The sequence below is a fragment of the Gammaproteobacteria bacterium genome, assembly GCA_035501935.1.
Taxonomy (GTDB): Bacteria; Pseudomonadota; Gammaproteobacteria; order JAJPIJ01; family JAJPIJ01; genus JAJPIJ01.
Genome location: DATJVC010000039.1, coordinates 13,614 through 31,760 on the forward strand (window position 1 = coordinate 13,614; position 18,147 = coordinate 31,760).

General features: G+C 61.4%; 21 protein-coding genes and 1 tRNA gene. 17 read left to right on the forward strand and 5 right to left on the reverse strand.

The features are described 5' to 3' along the window. Nucleotides 1-210 precede the first annotated feature (210 nt). Nucleotides 211-1,128 (forward strand): hypothetical protein, encoded by a 918-nt coding sequence (locus tag VMH34_09980; GenBank protein ID HTT09103.1) that lies wholly within the window; start codon nucleotides 211-213, stop codon nucleotides 1,126-1,128. A 171-nt stretch (nucleotides 1,129-1,299) separates the two neighbouring features. Here the strand turns inward: VMH34_09980 and VMH34_09985 are convergent, their stop codons facing one another. The 4 genes from VMH34_09985 to VMH34_10000 form a co-directional block, all read right to left on the reverse strand. Further along, nucleotides 1,300-1,752 (reverse strand): copper chaperone PCu(A)C, encoded by a 453-nt coding sequence (locus tag VMH34_09985; GenBank protein HTT09104.1) that lies wholly within the window; start codon nucleotides 1,750-1,752, stop codon nucleotides 1,300-1,302. Beyond that, complete coding sequence (locus VMH34_09990; protein HTT09105.1) at nucleotides 1,749-2,393, reverse strand: SCO family protein; 645 nt, start codon at nucleotides 2,391-2,393, stop codon at nucleotides 1,749-1,751. Before VMH34_09990 ends, VMH34_09985 begins: the two co-directional genes overlap by 4 nt. 39 nt (nucleotides 2,394-2,432) lie before the next feature. Beyond that, on the reverse strand, nucleotides 2,433-2,864 hold the full coding sequence (locus VMH34_09995; protein HTT09106.1) for a c-type cytochrome: 432 nt from the start codon (nucleotides 2,862-2,864) through the stop codon (nucleotides 2,433-2,435). A gap of 89 nt (nucleotides 2,865-2,953) precedes the next feature. Further along, nucleotides 2,954-3,514, reverse strand: a complete 561-nt coding sequence (locus VMH34_10000; GenBank protein HTT09107.1) for a hypothetical protein — start codon at nucleotides 3,512-3,514, stop codon at nucleotides 2,954-2,956. Between the two features lie 185 nt (nucleotides 3,515-3,699). Here VMH34_10000 and VMH34_10005 point away from each other — a divergent pair, with 185 nt between their 5' ends. Beyond that, on the forward strand, nucleotides 3,700-4,905 hold the full coding sequence (locus tag VMH34_10005) for an AI-2E family transporter (GenBank protein ID HTT09108.1): 1,206 nt from the start codon (nucleotides 3,700-3,702) through the stop codon (nucleotides 4,903-4,905). A gap of 45 nt (nucleotides 4,906-4,950) precedes the next feature. Here VMH34_10005 and VMH34_10010 read toward each other — a convergent pair. Next, a tRNA-Leu gene (locus VMH34_10010) sits at nucleotides 4,951-5,038 on the reverse strand. A 92-nt stretch (nucleotides 5,039-5,130) separates the two neighbouring features. Here VMH34_10010 and queA point away from each other — a divergent pair. The 15 genes from queA to murA all read left to right on the forward strand — a co-directional run bounded on the left by queA (nucleotide 5,131) and on the right by murA (nucleotide 18,146). Continuing rightward, nucleotides 5,131-6,168, forward strand: coding sequence for a tRNA preQ1(34) S-adenosylmethionine ribosyltransferase-isomerase QueA (gene queA, locus VMH34_10015; protein HTT09109.1), 1,038 nt, complete (start codon nucleotides 5,131-5,133; stop codon nucleotides 6,166-6,168). A gap of 5 nt (nucleotides 6,169-6,173) precedes the next feature. Beyond that, nucleotides 6,174-7,271: a tRNA guanosine(34) transglycosylase Tgt gene (gene tgt / locus VMH34_10020; protein HTT09110.1), complete on the forward strand. Its 1,098-nt coding sequence runs from the start codon at nucleotides 6,174-6,176 to the stop codon at nucleotides 7,269-7,271. Nucleotides 7,272-7,350: 79 nt separating this feature from the next. Continuing rightward, nucleotides 7,351-7,680 (forward strand): preprotein translocase subunit YajC, encoded by a 330-nt coding sequence (yajC, locus tag VMH34_10025; protein ID HTT09111.1) that lies wholly within the window; start codon nucleotides 7,351-7,353, stop codon nucleotides 7,678-7,680. Between the two features lie 30 nt (nucleotides 7,681-7,710). Continuing rightward, nucleotides 7,711-9,585, forward strand: coding sequence for a protein translocase subunit SecD (gene secD, locus VMH34_10030; GenBank protein ID HTT09112.1), 1,875 nt, complete (start codon nucleotides 7,711-7,713; stop codon nucleotides 9,583-9,585). Between the two features lie 25 nt (nucleotides 9,586-9,610). Further along, entirely contained in the window at nucleotides 9,611-10,549 is a 939-nt protein-coding gene (gene secF, locus VMH34_10035; GenBank protein HTT09113.1) for a protein translocase subunit SecF, read from the forward strand. Between the two features lie 84 nt (nucleotides 10,550-10,633). Then, nucleotides 10,634-11,743, forward strand: a complete 1,110-nt coding sequence (locus VMH34_10040; GenBank protein HTT09114.1) for a 4-phosphoerythronate dehydrogenase — start codon at nucleotides 10,634-10,636, stop codon at nucleotides 11,741-11,743. 11 nt (nucleotides 11,744-11,754) lie between these two features. Then, the gene (gene purT, locus VMH34_10045; GenBank protein ID HTT09115.1) at nucleotides 11,755-12,951 is read left to right on the forward strand and encodes a formate-dependent phosphoribosylglycinamide formyltransferase; all 1,197 of its coding nucleotides are present in this window, start codon (nucleotides 11,755-11,757) and stop codon (nucleotides 12,949-12,951) included. 49 nt (nucleotides 12,952-13,000) lie between these two features. Further along, nucleotides 13,001-13,390: a lactoylglutathione lyase gene (gene gloA / locus VMH34_10050; GenBank protein ID HTT09116.1), complete on the forward strand. Its 390-nt coding sequence runs from the start codon at nucleotides 13,001-13,003 to the stop codon at nucleotides 13,388-13,390. 100 nt (nucleotides 13,391-13,490) lie between these two features. Further along, nucleotides 13,491-14,306 (forward strand): ATP-binding cassette domain-containing protein, encoded by an 816-nt coding sequence (locus VMH34_10055; protein HTT09117.1) that lies wholly within the window; start codon nucleotides 13,491-13,493, stop codon nucleotides 14,304-14,306. Further along, entirely contained in the window at nucleotides 14,303-15,094 is a 792-nt protein-coding gene (mlaE, locus tag VMH34_10060) for a lipid asymmetry maintenance ABC transporter permease subunit MlaE (GenBank protein ID HTT09118.1), read from the forward strand. The genes VMH34_10055 and mlaE overlap by 4 nt, the downstream gene beginning before the upstream one ends. Before the next feature lie 44 nt (nucleotides 15,095-15,138). Then, complete coding sequence (mlaD, locus tag VMH34_10065) at nucleotides 15,139-15,612, forward strand: outer membrane lipid asymmetry maintenance protein MlaD (protein ID HTT09119.1); 474 nt, start codon at nucleotides 15,139-15,141, stop codon at nucleotides 15,610-15,612. A 60-nt stretch (nucleotides 15,613-15,672) separates the two neighbouring features. Further along, nucleotides 15,673-16,308, forward strand: a complete 636-nt coding sequence (locus VMH34_10070; protein HTT09120.1) for an ABC transporter substrate-binding protein — start codon at nucleotides 15,673-15,675, stop codon at nucleotides 16,306-16,308. Then, a complete protein-coding gene (locus tag VMH34_10075) occupies nucleotides 16,305-16,619 on the forward strand; it encodes an STAS domain-containing protein (GenBank protein HTT09121.1) in 315 nt (104 codons plus the stop codon). Before VMH34_10070 ends, VMH34_10075 begins: the two co-directional genes overlap by 4 nt. Before the next feature lie 15 nt (nucleotides 16,620-16,634). Further along, nucleotides 16,635-16,862, forward strand: a complete 228-nt coding sequence (locus VMH34_10080) for a BolA/IbaG family iron-sulfur metabolism protein (protein HTT09122.1) — start codon at nucleotides 16,635-16,637, stop codon at nucleotides 16,860-16,862. A 21-nt stretch (nucleotides 16,863-16,883) separates the two neighbouring features. Then, on the forward strand, nucleotides 16,884-18,146 hold the full coding sequence (gene murA, locus VMH34_10085; GenBank protein ID HTT09123.1) for a UDP-N-acetylglucosamine 1-carboxyvinyltransferase: 1,263 nt from the start codon (nucleotides 16,884-16,886) through the stop codon (nucleotides 18,144-18,146). Nucleotide 18,147: the final 1 nt, after the last annotated feature.

An 18,147-nucleotide genomic window follows, 5' to 3' on the forward strand; every position in this document is an offset into this window, starting at 1 on the left:
TTAACCAATGCCCCAACATGCTGCGACATTTTGTCACATCTTAAGATTACGCCCCCTCTAATAAAATGCACATTTTTGCAGGTAAAAGTTAAAAAAGTGGAGGGATAAGCCATGGTCAATTGTCCAGATTTCACGAAATCCAATTGCCGTAATCCCATATCGGGTCCCTGTCCCCCTCAGATATGGTCGTTACTGCTCTTACTGATTGGAATGACAGTATCCCCGGAACCTGCGCGCGCGTGCTCAAGTTGCGGTTGCAGTCTGAATTCGGATTGGTCAACGCAGGGCTATACGGGGGGCACGGGCCTGCGTTTCGATTTTCGCTATGATTTCTTCAATCAGAACGAACTGCGTACGGGTACTGGAACGGTTGACCGGGGGAGCATCGTTTTACCGCCGGATCGGGAAATCCAGCAGAAGACGATCAACCGCAACTACATGTTCGGGTTGGACTACAGTCCAAACCCCGACTGGGGTGTGAACCTCCAGGTTCCCTATTTTGATCGATTTCACACCACCATTGCCGAGGATGACAGCGACATATCGACGTCAGACCGCGCCGGTATCGGTGATATACGGGTGATTGGACGCTATCAGGGGCCACTGGCCTATGGATTTGGACTGCAGCTGGGGCTGAAATTTCCTACGGGCGGATTCGATCAAAATTTCATCGCCGGTCCGCAAGCTGGGAATCTTCTGGACCGTGGTTTGCAACTCGGCACTGGTTCGACCGATCTTATCTTCGGCGTCTACAGGTTCGGGGAAATCGCCCAGGACTGGAACTATTTCGGACAAGCCCTGTTTCAGATACCGGTTGCCACACAGGACGATTTTAGGCCCGGTAATGGCCTCAATTTAAATGCAGGCGTCCGATATGGCGGAATCAAGTATTTCGCGCCGCTCCTGCAATTCAATATGAGGGCGGAGGAAGCGGAGTCCGGGGCGCTTGCGGATGTGGATAACAGCGGCGCGGTGCTCCTGAACATCAGCCCCGGTATCAGCGTGCCGGTGACGCCCAAGCTGCATCTCTATGGCTTTGTGCAGATTCCGATATACGAAAATGTGAAGGGTTTTCAGCTTGAGCCGGACTACACAGCTTCAGTGGGTTTGAGCTACGCGCTCTGGTGAGAAATGAACTATTCCAAAAGAAATGGTACGAGAAACGGTCGCATACCCTGTCGGCACGGGCAACCCCTTGCCGGCCGAAATGGCGGTGATGGGATCGAACTCACGCACGCAATCATGGTTTCTCGGGCCGCGTGATTCTTAATCTTAATTGGCGTCGGAAGGCCCCGGGTGTCAGCGGGGAGAAGCGCTGCCGGATTTGCGGACTTCGGCATTCACCCTCATCTGCTCGCCATTAGCGAACTCAAATTCCAGCGGCACCTGATCACCCGCCTTGAGCGGGCCGTGCACGCCCATCAACATCAGGTGATACCCGCCGGGCTTGAATACGATATGGCCCTTGGCCGGCAGGTCAAGTCCGTCAACATGGCGCATACTGGCGACGCCATTCTTGACTTCAGTCACGTGTATCATGATCTCGTCCACCAGCGGACTCTTGACCGCCACCAATCGCCGTGGTGTGTTCGAGGTATTTTCCATGTCAACGTAACCAGCGAGCACAGAAGTGTTCGGTGGGCCTTCCTCAATCCAGGGCGCGTGAGCCACGACGTCTCCACCGGCAAGCACGGGCCGGGCCACCAGGAACGCAAGCAGGACAGCGAGCCGCATAATGGACGGATGATTCACGTTTGTCTCTCGATGAAACTACGGATGTCGCGGTATTCCCTGGCAATGACCTCGGCGCTGTGCGGCGGCGAGAAGCTGCCGACCAGTCGTGCGGCGGGATCCACGAGCAGGATGGAAGCTGAATGATCGACGTGATAGTCAGTTTTGCCCGGTTCGATGATTTTCATCCTTACGATTCCAAGATCGCGGGTAAATGCCTCCATCTGCGCCTCGGTACCTGTGAGGCCCACGAAATGAGGGTTGAAATAGGCGAGGTAAACGGCCAGTTGCTGTTGTGTGTCACGTTCGGGGTCGACGGTTGCCATCACGACGCGGGTGGACGATGCAAGCCTGACATCTGGAGCCAGTTTCTTGATAACCACGTTCAGGGTCTGGAGTGTCAGGGGGCAGATATCAGGGCAATGGGTGTAACCGAAGTACATGAACGACCACTTGCCCTTGAGTTGCTCCAAATTAAAGGGCCGCCCTTTTTGATCGATGAGCTGGAACGGGGAGACCGATTTGGGATTGGGCCAGAGTAAACCGGCAATCTGCGGAACACCTTTCCCCGAGGTCAGGTGCCCCGCAAGCCACATGCCCGCGCTGAGGCCCGATACAGAGACGATGAATATCAGAGTGGCATAAACGCGGCGATCGAACATGCTGGATTGTACCTCGATCAGACTGACATGATGATCTGCTTATTGGTAACCGCCCGCTGCTTTAACCATGTAATCCACCGCGGCCTTCACCTGATCATCGGTGAGACTGGGGTTGCCGCCGCGTGGCGGCATGCCGCGCAAGCCTTTCAACGCATGTTCATACAACTTGTCCTTGCCCTGGGTAATGCGGGGCGCCCAGGCGATTTTGTTGCCAAACTTTGGCGCACCGTTTATCCCCACTTGATGACAGGCGAAACAAATGCCGTGCACAATTTTTTCACCTTCATCATCTGCTTTTGCCACGTTTGCCAGCAAGAAGGACAGCACTACAAAAGCCATTGGGGCATTCATCCACTTAAACTTATGCACGTGCATACGAATATTTCCTCCGTACTCATTCATTATTTTGGAAAGAGCCATCCCTGGCGATTGGAGAGAGATGTCATTTAATGCATCCAGAAGGTCATCCACCGATCTCTGGATACATTGGCAGTCTAGGAAAATTGCCATAAGCGGACAATGCGACAAATTGTCGCGTGATAAATCGACAAGACCGGAGGTTACTTCGTGGACGAAGCGGTAACGCGCAGGAGACGCGCAGGGTTTTTGAACAATTCGCTTTGATGTTTGACGATGAAAGCAGCGATCGCGGCGGCATCGGCAGTAAGATTGACCTCCGGCGCATAGGTGCTGTCATCGGCCTTGCCGGCGATCTCGCCGCGCCGCACCGCCGTGCGCGTCGCCCCGGGATCGAGCAGGCTCATCTCTGTGACGTCACCCTTGACCGAGTAGCGCATCAGCAAATAACCCTCGCCGGATTCCTCGCCGTGCAGATTCAGATAGTGCTTGCCTTTCAGTATTGAGGTATGACCTTGGTAATGGGAAGTGCGGGTTTGGCCGTCGGAGGCGAGTTCGGTTACGGTGATATTCAGGCCATGCCCGTCCTGAGCCTCGACAACGGCCGTCAAGGTTTGCTCCTCATCGCGCCAGGTGCCGAGCAGGGCCTTGTCGATCTTGGCTTTCGCCACGGGTGTCAACGGCTGCGGCAGCGTCACCACGCAGCCGGCAAGCCACAGGCTGGTCAGGAGGGATACCAGCCAATTTATCGTTCGCCGCCGCATCGCGCGTATAATAAACGTAATTCATGGGAATGCGGTAAACAGCCGCTGTTGGGTGGTGGCGGGGGCGTGGTTTGTCATGTCGAGCACAGCGAGAAATCCTGCAAGGCCCCTCGTCGCTACCACGCCTCGGAATGACATACTGAACCGTTACCACAACGTTTTACCGCAGTGTATGGAGTGAGCGCATGTCCTTCAGCCTCTCGCAGTTCTACCAGCTCAACCGGCGCATCATTATTTGGATACTGCTCTTCGCGCTGTTGTGGCTGGCGCGCGATTTCTTCGGCCTCATCTTCATGACCTTCGTGCTGGCCTTCATCGCCGAACCGCTGGCCGAACTGGGCCGCCGGCGCCTGCGCCTGCCGCATGGGCTGTCGCTTTCGGTGGTGTATGCGCTGTTCGTTGCGGTCCTGGTGGGATTCACGCACTTTGTGGTGCCCGATGTGGTCAGCGAGGCAAACCGGCTGGTCGGCAACTTGAGCCAGATCGAGCAGCGCGTCATCCAGACCAAAAACGGCCTGGTGCGCGAATATCCGGTGCTGCGCGATTCGATCTCGGTTTTTACCCGCAGCGCCATGGACGAGGAGGCCGCCGCCGCGCTGGAGATGGAATTACAGCACGAGAAGGAAAAGCTCGGCCTGACCGAGGCCGATCTCGCCGCCGCCGCCGCCGATCAAACCATACCGCCGCCGGACAGCCCGCTGGCCCGCTATTACGAAAAGAAGGACCGGCTGCTCGTGGACGCCATCATGTCCGAGCAGATCAAGCGCATTGGCAACGAGGCGCCGCGCGCAATCCATGCGCTCTACAGCATCACCGCAACCCTGCTGCTGGCCCTGCTGTTCAGTTTCCTGATCCTTGTGGACATCGCGCGCCTGCGCCAGCAGGTGCAGGACCTCGGCGTCTCACGCGTGAAGGACGTCTACGCGGAGGCGGCGCAGCCGGTGGTGCGGTTCGCCTACCTGCTGGGCCGCGCCATCCAGGCGCAGACCGCCATCGCCGCCGTATACACGGTGTTGACGCTCGCGGGCCTTCTGCTGCTCAAGATCCCCTCGGTGACCATGCTGTCGCTGGTGGTGTTTGTGACCAGCTTCATCCCGGTGCTCGGTGTGTTCATCTCCGCCGTGCCGATCATCCTCGTGGCGCTGAACGCCGGCGGCCTCAATCTGGCGCTGGCCTCGGTAGGATTGATCATCATCATCCATGTGCTGGGCACCTACCTCATCAACCCGTGGATCTACGGACAGCACCTGAACCTGAACCCGGTACTGACGCTCATCATCCTGTTTGTGGCCTATCACGCCTTTGGCTTGTGGGGCATGATCCTGGCCGTGCCCGTGGCGCGATACTTCATCTACGACGTGCTGGATGTGCCGTTGCGCGGGAATGCATGAAGGGTTTGATGTCCGGATGCGGATTGCCGATGCACGCCGGGAAGATGGTGCCGGGAGTGGGAATCGAACCCACATGAGGGGTAACCTCACTGGATTTTGAGTCCAGCGCGTCTGCCAGTTCCGCCATCCCGGCCCGGGGAAAACAACGGGCCGCCAGTATAAGGAACACCGGCATTGCATGAAAGCCCGCGTCCCTGTTCGCGTGGAGTTTGTTACCATCAAGGCATGCGCGTTTCCGATTTCCATTATGAATTGCCCCAGTATTTGATAGCACAGCGGCCGACGCTGATCCGATCCGAAAGCCGCCTGCTGGTGCTGGACGGTGCCAGCGGCCGGCTTGAGGATCGCCGTTTCGCGGATTTGCCGGCGCTGTTCAATCCCGGAGATCTGCTGGTGTTCAACGACACGCGCGTCATGCGCGCGCGCCTCATCGGCCGGCGGCCCACCGGCGGCCGGGTGGAAATCCTGATCGAGCGCGTCGTGGGCGAGCACCGCGCGCTGGCGCACATGCAGCCCGCGCGCACGCAGAAACCCGGCGGCACCGTGCTGCTGACCGATGACATCACCGCGCGCATTCTGGAGCGGCGGCCGGATGATCTGTTTCTGCTGGAATTCGAGGCGACCTGCGATCTGCATCAGATCATGGATCGCGTCGGCCGCGTGCCGCTGCCGCCGTACATCGCCCGGGAGGATGACGCGACGGATGTCGATCGCTACCAGACGATCTATGGCCGGCGACCGGGCGCCATCGCCGCCCCCACCGCCGGCCTGCATTTTGACGACGCGCTGCTGGCGGCGTTTGACGCGCGCGGTGTGCGCCGGGCATACGTGACGCTGCACGTGGGCGCGGGCACTTTTCAGCCGGTGCGCGCCGAACATGTCGAGGAACATCGCATGCACTGCGAATATATCGAGGTGAATGAGGCGGCCTGCCGCGCCATAGAAGCCGCGTGCGCGCAGGGCGGACGGATCGTGGCGGTGGGCACGACCTCGGTGCGCGCGCTGGAGAGCGCGGCGGCGGGCGGGCGGCTCATGCCGATGGCCTGCGACACGGATCTCTTCATCACCCCCGGCTACCGGTTCCGCGTGGTCGACGTCTTGATTACCAACTTTCATCTGCCGGAATCGACCCTGCTCATGCTGGTCTGCGCCTTCGCCGGTCGCGAACGGGTGCTGAACGCCTATCAGCACGCCGTGCGCCAGCGCTACCGCTTTTACAGTTACGGCGACGCCATGTTCGTGACGCCGGCGACGCACGCATGAGCGCCCTGCGCTTTGAGCTGCTGGCGCGGGAAGGCGCGGCGCGGCTGGGACGGCTGCACACCGCGCACGGCACCATCGACACGCCGGTATTCATGCCGGTCGGCACTTACGGCACGGTGAAGACCATGAGCCCGGAGGAACTGCAATCCTTGGGCGCGCAGATCGTCCTGGGCAACACGTATCACCTGATGTTGCGACCGGGGACGGAGGTCATCGCCGGGCACGGCGGGCTGCGCGGCTTCATGCATTGGCGCGGTCCCATCCTCACCGACTCCGGCGGGTTTCAGGTCTTCAGCCTGGGCGAGACGCGTCATATCACGGCGGAGGGCGTGACCTTCCGCTCACCGGTGAACGGCGATGAAATCGTGCTGACGCCGGAACGCTCGATGGCGGTGCAGCGGGCGCTCGGCGCGGACATCGTCATGATCTTCGATGATTGCACGCCGTATCCGGCGACGGAGGAGGCGGCCGCAGCCTCGATGCGCTTGTCGCTGGCATGGGCGGCGCGCAGCAAGGAGGCGCACGGCGGTTCCCGGGCCGCGCTTTTTGGCATCGTCCAGGGCGGCATGTACGAAGGCCTGCGCGAGGAATCGCTGGCGGGGCTGCAGCGCATCGGTTTTGACGGTTACGCCCTGGGCGGTTTTTCGGTCGGCGAGCCCAAGCCGGAAATGAAGCGCGTACTTACTCACGTCGCGCCGAAACTGCCCGCTGGTCATCCGCGTTATTTGATGGGCGTGGGCACGCCGGAGGATCTGGTCGAAGCCGTGGGCCTGGGGCTGGACATGTTCGATTGCGTGTTGCCGACGCGCAACGCGCGCAACGGCCATCTATTTACGCGAAGCGGCGTGGTGCGCATCCGCAACAGCGAGCACCGCAACGCCACCGGCCCGCTGGACGAATCCTGCGCCTGTTACACCTGCCGCAACTATTCGCGCGCGTATCTGCATCACCTCGATCGCTGCGGCGAAATCCTGGGGCTGCGGCTCAACACGCTGCACAATCTGCACTACTATCTGACGCTGATGCGCGAACTGCGGGAGGCCATCGCCGCCGGCCGGCTGTCATTCTATGTCGCGGCGTTTCACGCGCGCCGGGAGACATGAATTGAAATCACACGCCTGTTTTACTGCCGAAGGGCGGGCTGTGGCATAATACCGCGCCTTTTTTCAGGGTCAGCCATCCATGGATTTTTTCATTGAGAATGCTTACGCGCAAACCGCCCCTGCGGCGGGCGGCATGAGCCTGTCGGACTTCGCCTTTCCGCTGGTGCTCTTCGGCCTGATGTTCGTACTGCTGATCTGGCCGCAGATGAAACGCCAGCGGGAGCACAAGCAGATGATAGAGTCACTGGCCAAGGGCGATGAAGTGGCAACCAGCGGCGGACTCATCGGGCGCATCATCGAAATCGGCCCGAACTTCGTGTTGATCGAAGCAGCCAAGGGTGTCGAGGTGCGGGTGCAGCGGCACGCCATCGCCGCCGTGCTGCCCAAGGGTTCGTTAAAGACGTTGTAACCGCGCCCATCCATTTCCGGAAAACATCCAATGAATCGCACGCCATTGTGGAAATGGATCCTGATCGGGGTCGTGCTCATTCTCGGCGCCATCTATTCGGCGCCCAATCTCTTTGGCGAGGATCCGGCGGTGCAGATCTCCGCCAAAAACGGCCAGCCGCCTGATATCGTACTGGAGGCCAAGATCGAGCAGGCGTTGAAAAACGAAAAGCTCGCGAGCAAGGCGGAAGAGCGCACCGCGCAGAGCCTGCTGGTCCGGTTTGGCGACACCGAGACGCAACTGAAGGCCTATGATGCCCTGGTTCAGGCGCTGGGAGACGAATATGTCGTGGCGCTCAATCTGGCGCCGGCGACACCGAAGTGGCTGGCGGTGCTGGGCGCCAAGCCCATGTATCTGGGGCTGGACCTGCGCGGCGGGGTGCATTTCCTGCTCGCCGTCGATACGGCGGCGGCCATCGTGCAGGCCGAGGAGCGCTTCGTCACCGACCTGCGCTCCTCCTTCCGCGAGCAGAAGATCCGCTACAAGAACATCGCCCGCGTGGAGCAGGGCGGCTTGACGGTCACGTTCAATGATCAGGAGGACCGGCAAAAAGCGGAGAAGCTTCTGGCGCGGGAATTTTCCGCCCTGCAGATCACGACTGCGGACACCAGCGGCACCACGATCGGGCTCAAGATCAACGAGGCCTACCTTGCCGACGCGAAGAAAACCGCCCTGCAACAGAACCTGACGACCCTGCGCAACCGCGTCAACGAACTGGGCGTGGCCGAGCCGGTCATCCAGCAACAGGGCGAGGACAATATCGTGGTGGAACTGCCCGGCGTCCAGGACACCGCGCGCGCCAAGGAAATCCTGGGCGCGACCGCCACGCTGGAATTCCACATGGTGGACTTCGAGCATGACCTGGCCGAGGCGCAGGCGGGCAAGGTGCCGCCCGGTTCGAAGCTCTACAAGAACCGCCAAGGCCATGCGGTGCTGTTGAAAAAGGAGGTCATGTTGACTGGCGAGTACATCATCGATGCCGCCTCCGGTTTCGATCAACAGAGCAACACGCCGAACGTCAGCATTCGCCTGAACAGCAAGGGTGGCGCCCTGTTCAGCCGCGCCACGCGCGACAACGTCGGCAAGCCGATGGCGGTCGTGTTCATCGAGAACAAGGTCAAGACGGTGAAGGAGGGCGAGGAGACCAAGAAAATCACGAGCCGCACGGAGGAGGTCATCAACGTCGCCACCATACGCGAGGAACTGGGCCGCAGCTTCCAGATCACCGGCCTGGAAAACACACACGAGGCGCGCAATCTGGCGTTGCTGCTGCGCGCCGGCTCGCTGGCGACGCCGGTCGAGATCGTCGAGGAACGCACGGTCGGCCCCAGTCTCGGCGCCGAGAACATCAAGCGCGGCTTTCATTCCACCTGGGTCGGCTTCGTTGCCATCGCCATATTCATGATCATTTATTACCTGGTGTTCGGCATCACCGCGGTGGTGGCGCTGGCCGTCAACGTGATGCTGCTCATCGCGCTGCTGTCGGTGCTGCAGGCGACCCTGACGCTGCCCGGTATGGCCGGCATCGCGCTGACGGTCGGCATGGCGATCGACGCCAACGTGCTTATCAATGAACGCATCCGCGAGGAACTGCGCAACGGCGTCAGCCCGCAGGCCAGCATCACGGCGGGTTACGAGCGGGCCTTCGCGACCATCCTCGATACCAATATCACCACACTCATCGCCGGCATCGCGCTGTATGGCTGGGGCACGGGGCCGGTGCGCGGCTTCGCCGTGGTGCTGTGCCTCGGTATTCTCACCTCGATGTTCAGCGCCGTCATGGTGTCGCGTAGTCTCGTCAACATGATCTACGGCTATCGCCGACGGTTGACCCGCATCGCCATCGGCAATACCACGTGGAAATAAGCTGCTAAACCGCCGGGGGCCCGCCATGGAATTTTTCAAGATCCGCAAAGACATCCCGTTCATGCGCCATGCGCTGGTGTTCAACGTGATCTCCGCGTTCACGTTCGTACTGGCGGTGATCTTTCTCAGCGTGCGGGGCTTGAATCTGGGCGTGGATTTCACCGGCGGCACGGTGATGGAGGTGAGCTATCCCCAGGCGGCCGATCTTGACAAGATCCGCAATGCGCTCGCCGATATCGGTTACCGCGAGGTGCCGGTGCAGAATTTCGGCACCACGACCGATGTGCTGATTCGCCTGCCGGCGCGCAAGGGCGTGGCGCAGGCCCATATCTCCGACGACGTCATGGCGGCGTTGCGCAAGGTCGATCCGGGCGCCGAACGGCGGCGCGTGGAGTTCGTCGGGCCGCAGGTGGGCGAGGAGTTGCTGGAAAACGGCGGGCTGGCGCTCCTGTTCGTATCGATAGGCATCGTGGTCTATCTGTGGGTGCGATTCGAATGGAAATTCGGTCTGGCGGCCATCATCGCCAATCTGCACGACGTCGTGATCATCCTGGGCTTTTTTGCCTTCTTCCAGTGGGACTTCTCACTCTCCGTGCTGGCGGCGGTGCTGGCAGTGCTGGGTTATTCGGTCAATGAGTCGGTGGTGGTCTTCGACCGCGTGCGCGAAAACTTTCACAAGATGCGCACCGCGACGGTCCCCCAGATCATCGACAACGCCATCACGCGCACCCTCTCGCGCACCATTATTACCCATGGCTGCACCCAGCTGGCGGTGCTGTCGATGCTGTTCTTCGGCGGTGAGACATTGCATTACTTCGCCCTCGCGCTGACCGTCGGCATCCTGTTCGGAATCTACTCCTCGGCGCTGGTGTCCAGCCCCATCGTAATGTGGCTGGGGGTCTCGCGCGGCGACCTTGTGCGGCCGCCGGTGATCAAGGAAGGGGCCGAATTCAACCGGCCCTGAGGGTTGATGCTGACCCATCACGCCCCCGGTGTTTTTTCGTATGAGGGGGTGGCGCAATGAAGATGCAGTGTCGCGAGGCACGCGTTGAACATCGTCGCTGATCAAAATATCAATCAAGTCGGGCAGGCCTTCCATGGCTGGGGAAACGTCCGGCGGGTTGCCGGGCGCGAACTGCGGGCGGCGGATGTCGGCGACGCCGATCTGCTGCTGGTGCGGTCCGTGACCCGCGTCGATGCGGCCCTGCTCAAGAGCAGCCGCGTGCGCTTCATCGGTTCGGCCACCAGCGGCATCGATCATGTTGATATACCGTATTTGCAGAAACGTGGCATCGCCTTTGCCCACGCCCCCGGCAGCAACGCCATCTCGGTGGCGGAATACGTGCTGGCGGCTGTCTGTCGCTGGGCCGGGCAAAAGGGCAGGATGTTGCCCGCGCTCCGCGCCGGCGTGATCGGCTGCGGTCAGGTCGGCGGCCGCGTCATATCTTTTCTGGAGGCGATGGGGATCTCCTGCCGGCGCAACGACCCACCGCTCAGGGAAGCCACTGGCGATCCGCGCTATCTCGATCTGGACGCGGTGCTCGATGCCGATATAGTCACGTTGCATGTGCCGCTGACGCGTACCGGCACACATCCCACGCGGCGGCTTCTGGGCGCCGATGTTTTGCCGCGGTTGAGGAGCGATGTGTTGTTGATCAACGCCGCGCGCGGCGGCGTGATCGACGAACCGGCGCTGTTGTCCATGCTGGCGCGGCACCCCGGCATGGAAGTGGTGATCGATTGCTGGGAGCGGGAACCGGACATTGATGTGGCCCTGTTGGAGCGTGCACTGATCGCGACGCCGCACATCGCCGGTTACAGCCACGACGGCAAGCTCCGCGCCACGCACCAGGTGTACGAGGCCGCCTGCCGGCATTTCGATCACACACCGGCGTGGCAGCCGAAGATGACGCCGCCGGCGAAGCTGACCGCGGGCGCCACGGTGAGTGAAACGGTGTTGAACTGTTATGATCCGGAACATGACAGCGCGGCATTGAAACAAATGCTCAAATTACCGGCGACGGAACGGGCGGCGTATTTCGATCGATTGCGACGCGATTATCCGGCACGGCGCGAATTCGCGGCGCACCGGTTCACGCCGCCCGGCCCGCCCGCGGCCATCGCGCCCACGCTGCGATCGTTGGGATTTCAATGCTGATGAAAGAAGAAATGAGCGGCCATGCACATACCACGCTGGGCACGCCGTCAACGGCAGGCGCCACGCGATTGTTGTTGCTGGGATCGGGTGAACTCGGCAAGGAGGTCGCCATCGAGGCGCAGCGACTGGGCGTCGAGGTCATCGCCGTGGATCGCTACGCCAACGCCCCCGCCATGCAGGTCGCGCATCGTTCGCACGTGATCAACATGCTGGACGGGGCCGCGCTGCGCCGGATCATCGAGCAGGAAAAACCGCACTACGTTGTTCCGGAAATCGAGGCCATCGCCACCGATACGCTGATCGAACTTGAAGGTGACGGGTTTACCGTGATCCCCACCGCCCGCGCCACGCAGCTGACGATGAACCGCGAGGGGATACGCCGGCTGGTGGCCGAGGAGCTGAAGCTCAAGACCTCGCCTTACCGATTTGCCGGCAGTCTTGAGGAATTCCGCGGCGCAGTGGCGGCCATTAGCCTGCCTTGCGTGGTGAAGCCGGTGATGAGTTCCTCCGGCAAGGGCCAATCCACGATCAAGACGCCGGCGGAGGTCGAACCGGCTTGGGATTATGCGCTTAAAGGCGGCCGCGCGGGCAGCCGGCGGGTGATCGTCGAAAGCTTCGTGCAATTCGATTACGAGATTACATTGCTGACCGTGCGCCACCGCGATGGCACTTCGTTCTGCGCCCCGATCGGCCATTTGCAGATCGACGGTGATTACCGTGAATCCTGGCAGCCGCAGCCGATGTCGGCCGCGGCGCTTGAGGAGGGACGGCGCATCGCCCGTGTCGTCACCGACACGCTCGACGGCCGCGGCGTCTTCGGCGTGGAACTGTTCGTGCGTGGCGATGAAGTGTGGTTCAGCGAAGTGTCGCCGCGCCCGCACGACACGGGCCTGGTGACCTTGATCTCGCAGGACCTGTCCGAGTTCGCCCTGCACGTGCGGGCGATACTGGGCCTGCCGGTGCCCGTGATCCGCCAGCACGGCCCGGCGGCCTCCTGCGCGCTGCTGGTCGAAGGTCACTCGGAAAATATGCGGTTCAAAAATATCGAGCAGGCGCTGAAGGAACCGGACACCGCACTGCGCCTGTTCGGCAAGCCGGAGGTGCGGGGACATCGCCGGATGGGCGTCACCCTGGCCTTGGGCGCCGATGTCGAAGCCGCCCGCGCCAAGGCCCGTGCCGCGGCCGCGGCAATCACTGTTGAGTTGTAAGAATAATGGCTTATATTCTTGTCAACGACATCTGCCTGAGAGGGAAACCATGCGCATTCTGCACACCATGTTGAGGGTCGGTAATCTCGATCGCTCAATCGATTTTTACACCCAGGTGCTGGGCATGAAGGTGCTGCGCCGCAAGGACTATCCCGATGGCGAGTTCACGCTCGCCTTCGTCGGCTTTGGCGAAGAGAAGGAAACGGCGGTGCTGGAGCTGACCTACAACTGGGGTACGGAAAGATATGACATGGGCGGCGCCTATGGCCATGTCGCCATCGAGGTGGACGATGCCGCGCGGGCCTGCGACCAGGTGCGCGCCAGGGGCGGCAGGGTCGTGCGCGAAGCGGGCCCCATGAAACACGGCACCACCGTCATCGCCTTTGTCGAGGATCCCGACGGCTACAAGATCGAATTCATCGAAAAGGGCACCTGGTAAGCCGTAGTTCCTGTCAATCCGGCCGCAATGTCCGGTCGGTTGACGGTCGGAGTCGGCTACCTCAGAATCTGCGGCCCCAACCCGTATTCTCCCTCCGCGGATGCAAAACAATAATACGAATAATGCCGAACCGCTGGTCAGGATCCGCGGGCTCACCTTCAAACGCGGCCAGCGAGCCATTTTCGACAACGTCGATATTAATATCCAGCGTGGCAAGATCACCGCCATCATGGGACCTTCCGGTTGCGGCAAGACCACCTTGCTGCGGCTGATCGGCGGCCAATTGAGGCCGCTGTCCGGCAGCGTTCAGGTCGACGGCGTCGAAGTGCCCGCGCTCTCGCGCCGGGCGCTGATGAATCTGCGCAAGCGCATGGGCATGCTGTTCCAGAGCGGCGCCCTGCTGACCGATCTGAACGTGTATGAAAACGTCGCCTTCCCGCTGCGCGAACATACCCCGTTGCCGGAGTCCGCGATCCGCGATCTGGTGCTGATGAAGCTGGAGGCCGTGGGCCTGCGCGGCGCGCGCGGACTCATGGCGGCGCAGCTGTCGGGCGGCATGGCGCGGCGCGTGGCCCTGGCGCGTGCCATCGCGCTCGAGCCGATGATGATCATGTACGACGAACCCTTTGCCGGCCAGGACCCGATCTCGATGGGCGTGCTCATTCGTCTGATCAAATCCCTGAACGAGGCCTTGGGAATCACCAGCGTCATCGTTTCGCACGACATCCACGAAACCGTATCCATCGCCGACTATGTTTATATCCTGTCGGCGGGGAAAATAGTGGGGGAGGGCACCCCCGCGGACCTGGCCAGCACGAATTCACAATGGGTGCGGCAGTTCATGCAGGCGCTGGCCGATGGCCCAGTGCGGTTCCACTATCCTGCCGCCGCCATCGGCGAGGATCTGTCACTGTGAAAACATGGTTTCTGGACAGACTGCAGAACCTCGGCCAGTGGGGGCTGGCGTCGCTCGAACGGCTGGGCCGGGGGACCCTGTTTTTTATCGCCGTTGTCGGCGGCATCCCGGAAATCCTGCGGCGCGGCCGGCTGATTGTGGCGCAGATTTACGCCGTGGGCGCGTTGTCGCTGGTCATCATCGTGGTCTCGGGCATTTTCGTGGGCATGGTGCTGGGCCTGCAGGGATATAATACGCTGGTTGATTTCGGCGCGGCCGAATCGCTGGGTGAACTGGTGGCCCTGTCGCTGGTCCGCGAACTGGGGCCGGTGGTAACGGCGCTGTTGTACGCCGGCCGCGCCGGTTCGGCGCTGACTGCGGAAATCGGCCTGATGAAAACCACAGAGCAACTGTCAGCGATGGAAATGATGGCCGTGGATCCGCTGCATCGCGTCATCGCGCCGCGATTGCTGGCGGGGATTATCTCCATGCCGCTCCTGGCTGCGATTTTCAGCATCCTGGGCGTGTATGGCGGCCATTTCGTCGGCGTCACCCTGCTGGGCGTGGATGATGGGGCGTATTGGTCGCAGATGCAGGCCTCGGTGGACTGGCACGAGGATATTATGAACGGCGTCATCAAGAGCTTCGTATTCGGCATTGTAGTGACGTGGATCGCCCTGTTCGAGGGTTATGACACGGTGCCGACCTCGGAGGGGATCAGCCTGGCGACGACGCGCACGGTGGTGAACTCGAGCCTCGCCGTGCTGGGGCTGGATTTTGTGTTGACGGCGCTGATGTTCAACAAATAACACGGCCCGTACGCGGTGCGTACAAGGCGGCGGAGGATGGGATGATGACCAATACAAGAACGCTGGAGATCGTGGTGGGCGGGTTCATTTTCGCCGGGTTGGTGGCGCTGCTCATGCTGTCGATGAAGGTCAGCAACCTGACGGATATCGGCGGCACCGACGGCTACGAGATCAAGGCCAAGTTCGACAATATCGGCGGGCTCAAGGTCCGCTCGCCGGTCAAGATGGCGGGCGTGAAGATTGGCCAGGTGTCGGCGATTGATTTCGACAATACCAACTACAAGGCCGTGGCCACGCTTAAAATCGATCGCCGCTACGACAAGATCCCGACCGACACCTCGGCCAAAATATTCACTGCCGGCCTCTTGGGCGAGCAATACGTCAGCCTGGAGGCCGGCGGTGATGATCACTATCTCAAGCAGGGCGGGGAAATCACGCTGGTATCCAATGCGGTGGTGCTGGAGCAAGTCATCGGCCAATTCCTTTATAATAAGGCTGCTGGAAACGACAAGAAATGACGATGGGACCCTGGTTCCCTGGGTGACCTACAAAGACAGCAACAGGCGGAGATAAAGATTATGAAACGCGGGCAATGGTGGGCGGCATTATTGGGCGGATTAGTGGCGGTGGCGGTGGGGGCATCCGTTGGGCCGGAAGAGGTGGTCAAGGGCACCACCGATCAGGTGTTCAGCCGCATCAAGGCTGACGAGCCGTCGCTCAAACAGGACGTGACCAGGCTTTATAACCTGGTCAACGAATTGATCATTCCGCATTTTGATTTCCAGCGGGCCTCGCAACTGGTGCTGGGCAAAAACTGGCGTGGCGCCAGCGATGATCAACGCCTGCGGTTTGCCGAGGCCTTCAAGGAACTCATGGTGCGTACCTACGCCAACGCGTTGTTCCAGTATGTCGACCAACAAATCACCTACAAATCCGTGGAGCCGGAGCAGGACGGCAAGATCATGACCGTGCGCACGCAGATCGAGCAACCGGGCGCGGAGCCGGTGGCGGTCAACTACCGCATGCATGAGGTCAACGGCGAATGGAAGGTCTACGATGTCATCGTGGGCGGCATCAGTCTGCTGGTGACCTACCGTGATTCGTTTTCATCGGAGATCAGCCAGTCCGGCATCGACGCGCTGATCGCACATTTGCAGAGTCACAATCAGGAACTGGCGGCCAAGAATACACCGCACCCCGCTGCCGCCCAGTGACAGCGGCCATGGCCCGCATCGAACCCGTGGGCGATCATACCTGGCGCATCGCTGGGGAGCTGACGCTGCACACCCTGCCGGCATTGCTGGCGGAGTCAGCGGCACTGCGTGCCGCGGCGACCCCGTCGCAGGGGCTTGAATTGGACCTGTCGGGAGTCACGCGCATCGACAGTTCCGCCGTCGCGCTGCTGCTCGCCTGGATGCGTGCCGCGCGACGGGCGGGTACGTCAGTGAAATTCCGGCAGGCGCCGCGCCAACTGCTCTCGATCGCGGAAGTCAGCGGCGTCCGTTCGCTGTTGCCCTTGGTTTGATGAAAAGCAGTGGCGATGACGCCGGCGGAGATTCAACGACTCATCGAGACAGGCCTGCCGGGCGCACGGGTGGAGGTGCGCGGCGCCGACGGCATGCATTTCGAGGCGCTGGTGGTGAGCGAGGAATTTCGCGGGCTGCCGACGGTCAGGCAGCATCAGCGGGTTTATCAAATTCTGGGTGGGCGCATGGGACGGGAAATCCATGCGTTGGCTTTGCGTACTTCCACACCTGATGGCGGCTGAAGGCCGTCTCTATATTCCCACATGGACAAACTGATCATCACCGGCGGCGTGCCGCTCAAGGGTGAAATACGCATCTCCGGTGCCAAGAACGCCGCCCTGCCGATCCTGGCGGCCACCCTGCTGACCGGCGACAAGGTCATCATCGGCAACATCCCGCATTTGCACGACATCACCACCACCATGGAGTTACTGGGGCGGATGGGCGTGGAGTTGATGGTGGACGAGCGCATGAAGATCGAGGTCAACGCGGGCAGCATCCGCGAGATGTTCGCGCCCTATGAACTGGTCAAGACCATGCGCGCATCGATACTGGTGCTTGGACCGTTGCTGGCGCGTCACGGCCGCGCCGAGGTGTCGCTGCCGGGCGGCTGCGCCATCGGCTCACGGCCGGTGAACCTCCACCTGCAGGGTCTGGCGGCCATGGGCGCCGAGCTGCGCGTCGAGAACGGTTATGTCCATGCCAGCGCCGCGGGACGGTTGAAGGGCGCGCACCTCAACATGGATCTGGTGACCGTCACCGGCACGGAGAATTTGATGATGGCGGCGACGCTGGCGGAAGGACGCACCGTGATTTACAACGCCGCCCGCGAGCCGGAGGTGAGCGACCTGGCGAACTACCTTACCAGCATGGGCGCACACATCGAGGGCGCCGGCACCGATACGATTGTCATCGAAGGTGTTTCCGAACTGCACGGGACGGATTACCACATCCTGCCGGATCGGATCGAGACCGGCACTTATCTTGTGGCCGCCGCCATCACCGGGGGACGGGTCAAGCTCAAAAGCACGCGGCCTGAACTGTTGGGCGCGGTGCTGTCCAAGCTCAGCGAGGCCGGCGCCGAGGTGACCCAGGGGGACGACTGGGTGGCGCTGGACACCGGTGGAAAGCGAATCAAGGCGGTGGATGTGCACACCTCGCCCTATCCCGGTTTTCCCACCGACATGCAGGCGCAGTTCACCGCCATGAATTGCGTGTCGCGGGGCACGGCGGCGATTACCGAAAACGTGTTCGAGAACCGCTTCATGCACGTGCTGGAACTGCGCCGGCTGGGGGCCGACGTGCGGCTGGAGGGCAACACCGCGATCACCACCGGCGTGCCGCGGCTGACCGGCGCGCCGGTCATGGCCACCGATCTGCGCGCCTCGGCGTCCCTGGTGCTGGCCGGGCTGGTGGCGGAAGGCGAGACGCACGTGGAAAGGATTTATCATATCGACCGCGGTTACGAGACCATCGAGGAAAAACTGTCACAACTGGGCGCGCAGATCCGCCGGGTGCCGAGTTGAC

Excerpts from the sequence above, each read along its gene's own strand:
- yajC (HTT09111.1), top strand. The coding sequence starts at position 7,351 with ATGGATTTTTTCATTGAGAATGCTTACGCGCAAACCGCCCCTGCGGCG.
- secD (HTT09112.1), top strand. The coding sequence starts at position 7,711 with ATGAATCGCACGCCATTGTGGAAATGGATCCTGATCGGGGTCGTGCTC.
- VMH34_10080 (HTT09122.1), top strand. The coding sequence starts at position 16,635 with ATGACGCCGGCGGAGATTCAACGACTCATCGAGACAGGCCTGCCGGGC.
- VMH34_10005 (HTT09108.1), top strand. The coding sequence starts at position 3,700 with ATGTCCTTCAGCCTCTCGCAGTTCTACCAGCTCAACCGGCGCATCATT.
- gloA (HTT09116.1), top strand. The coding sequence starts at position 13,001 with ATGCGCATTCTGCACACCATGTTGAGGGTCGGTAATCTCGATCGCTCA.
- secF (HTT09113.1), top strand. The coding sequence starts at position 9,611 with ATGGAATTTTTCAAGATCCGCAAAGACATCCCGTTCATGCGCCATGCG.
- VMH34_09990 (HTT09105.1), bottom strand. The coding sequence starts at position 2,393 with ATGTTCGATCGCCGCGTTTATGCCACTCTGATATTCATCGTCTCTGTA.
- mlaD (HTT09119.1), top strand. The coding sequence starts at position 15,139 with ATGACCAATACAAGAACGCTGGAGATCGTGGTGGGCGGGTTCATTTTC.
- VMH34_10000 (HTT09107.1), bottom strand. The coding sequence starts at position 3,514 with ATGCGGCGGCGAACGATAAATTGGCTGGTATCCCTCCTGACCAGCCTG.
- VMH34_10055 (HTT09117.1), top strand. The coding sequence starts at position 13,491 with ATGCAAAACAATAATACGAATAATGCCGAACCGCTGGTCAGGATCCGC.
- VMH34_09980 (HTT09103.1), top strand. The coding sequence starts at position 211 with ATGACAGTATCCCCGGAACCTGCGCGCGCGTGCTCAAGTTGCGGTTGC.
- purT (HTT09115.1), top strand. The coding sequence starts at position 11,755 with ATGAGCGGCCATGCACATACCACGCTGGGCACGCCGTCAACGGCAGGC.
- VMH34_10070 (HTT09120.1), top strand. The coding sequence starts at position 15,673 with ATGAAACGCGGGCAATGGTGGGCGGCATTATTGGGCGGATTAGTGGCG.
- murA (HTT09123.1), top strand. The coding sequence starts at position 16,884 with ATGGACAAACTGATCATCACCGGCGGCGTGCCGCTCAAGGGTGAAATA.
- queA (HTT09109.1), top strand. The coding sequence starts at position 5,131 with ATGCGCGTTTCCGATTTCCATTATGAATTGCCCCAGTATTTGATAGCA.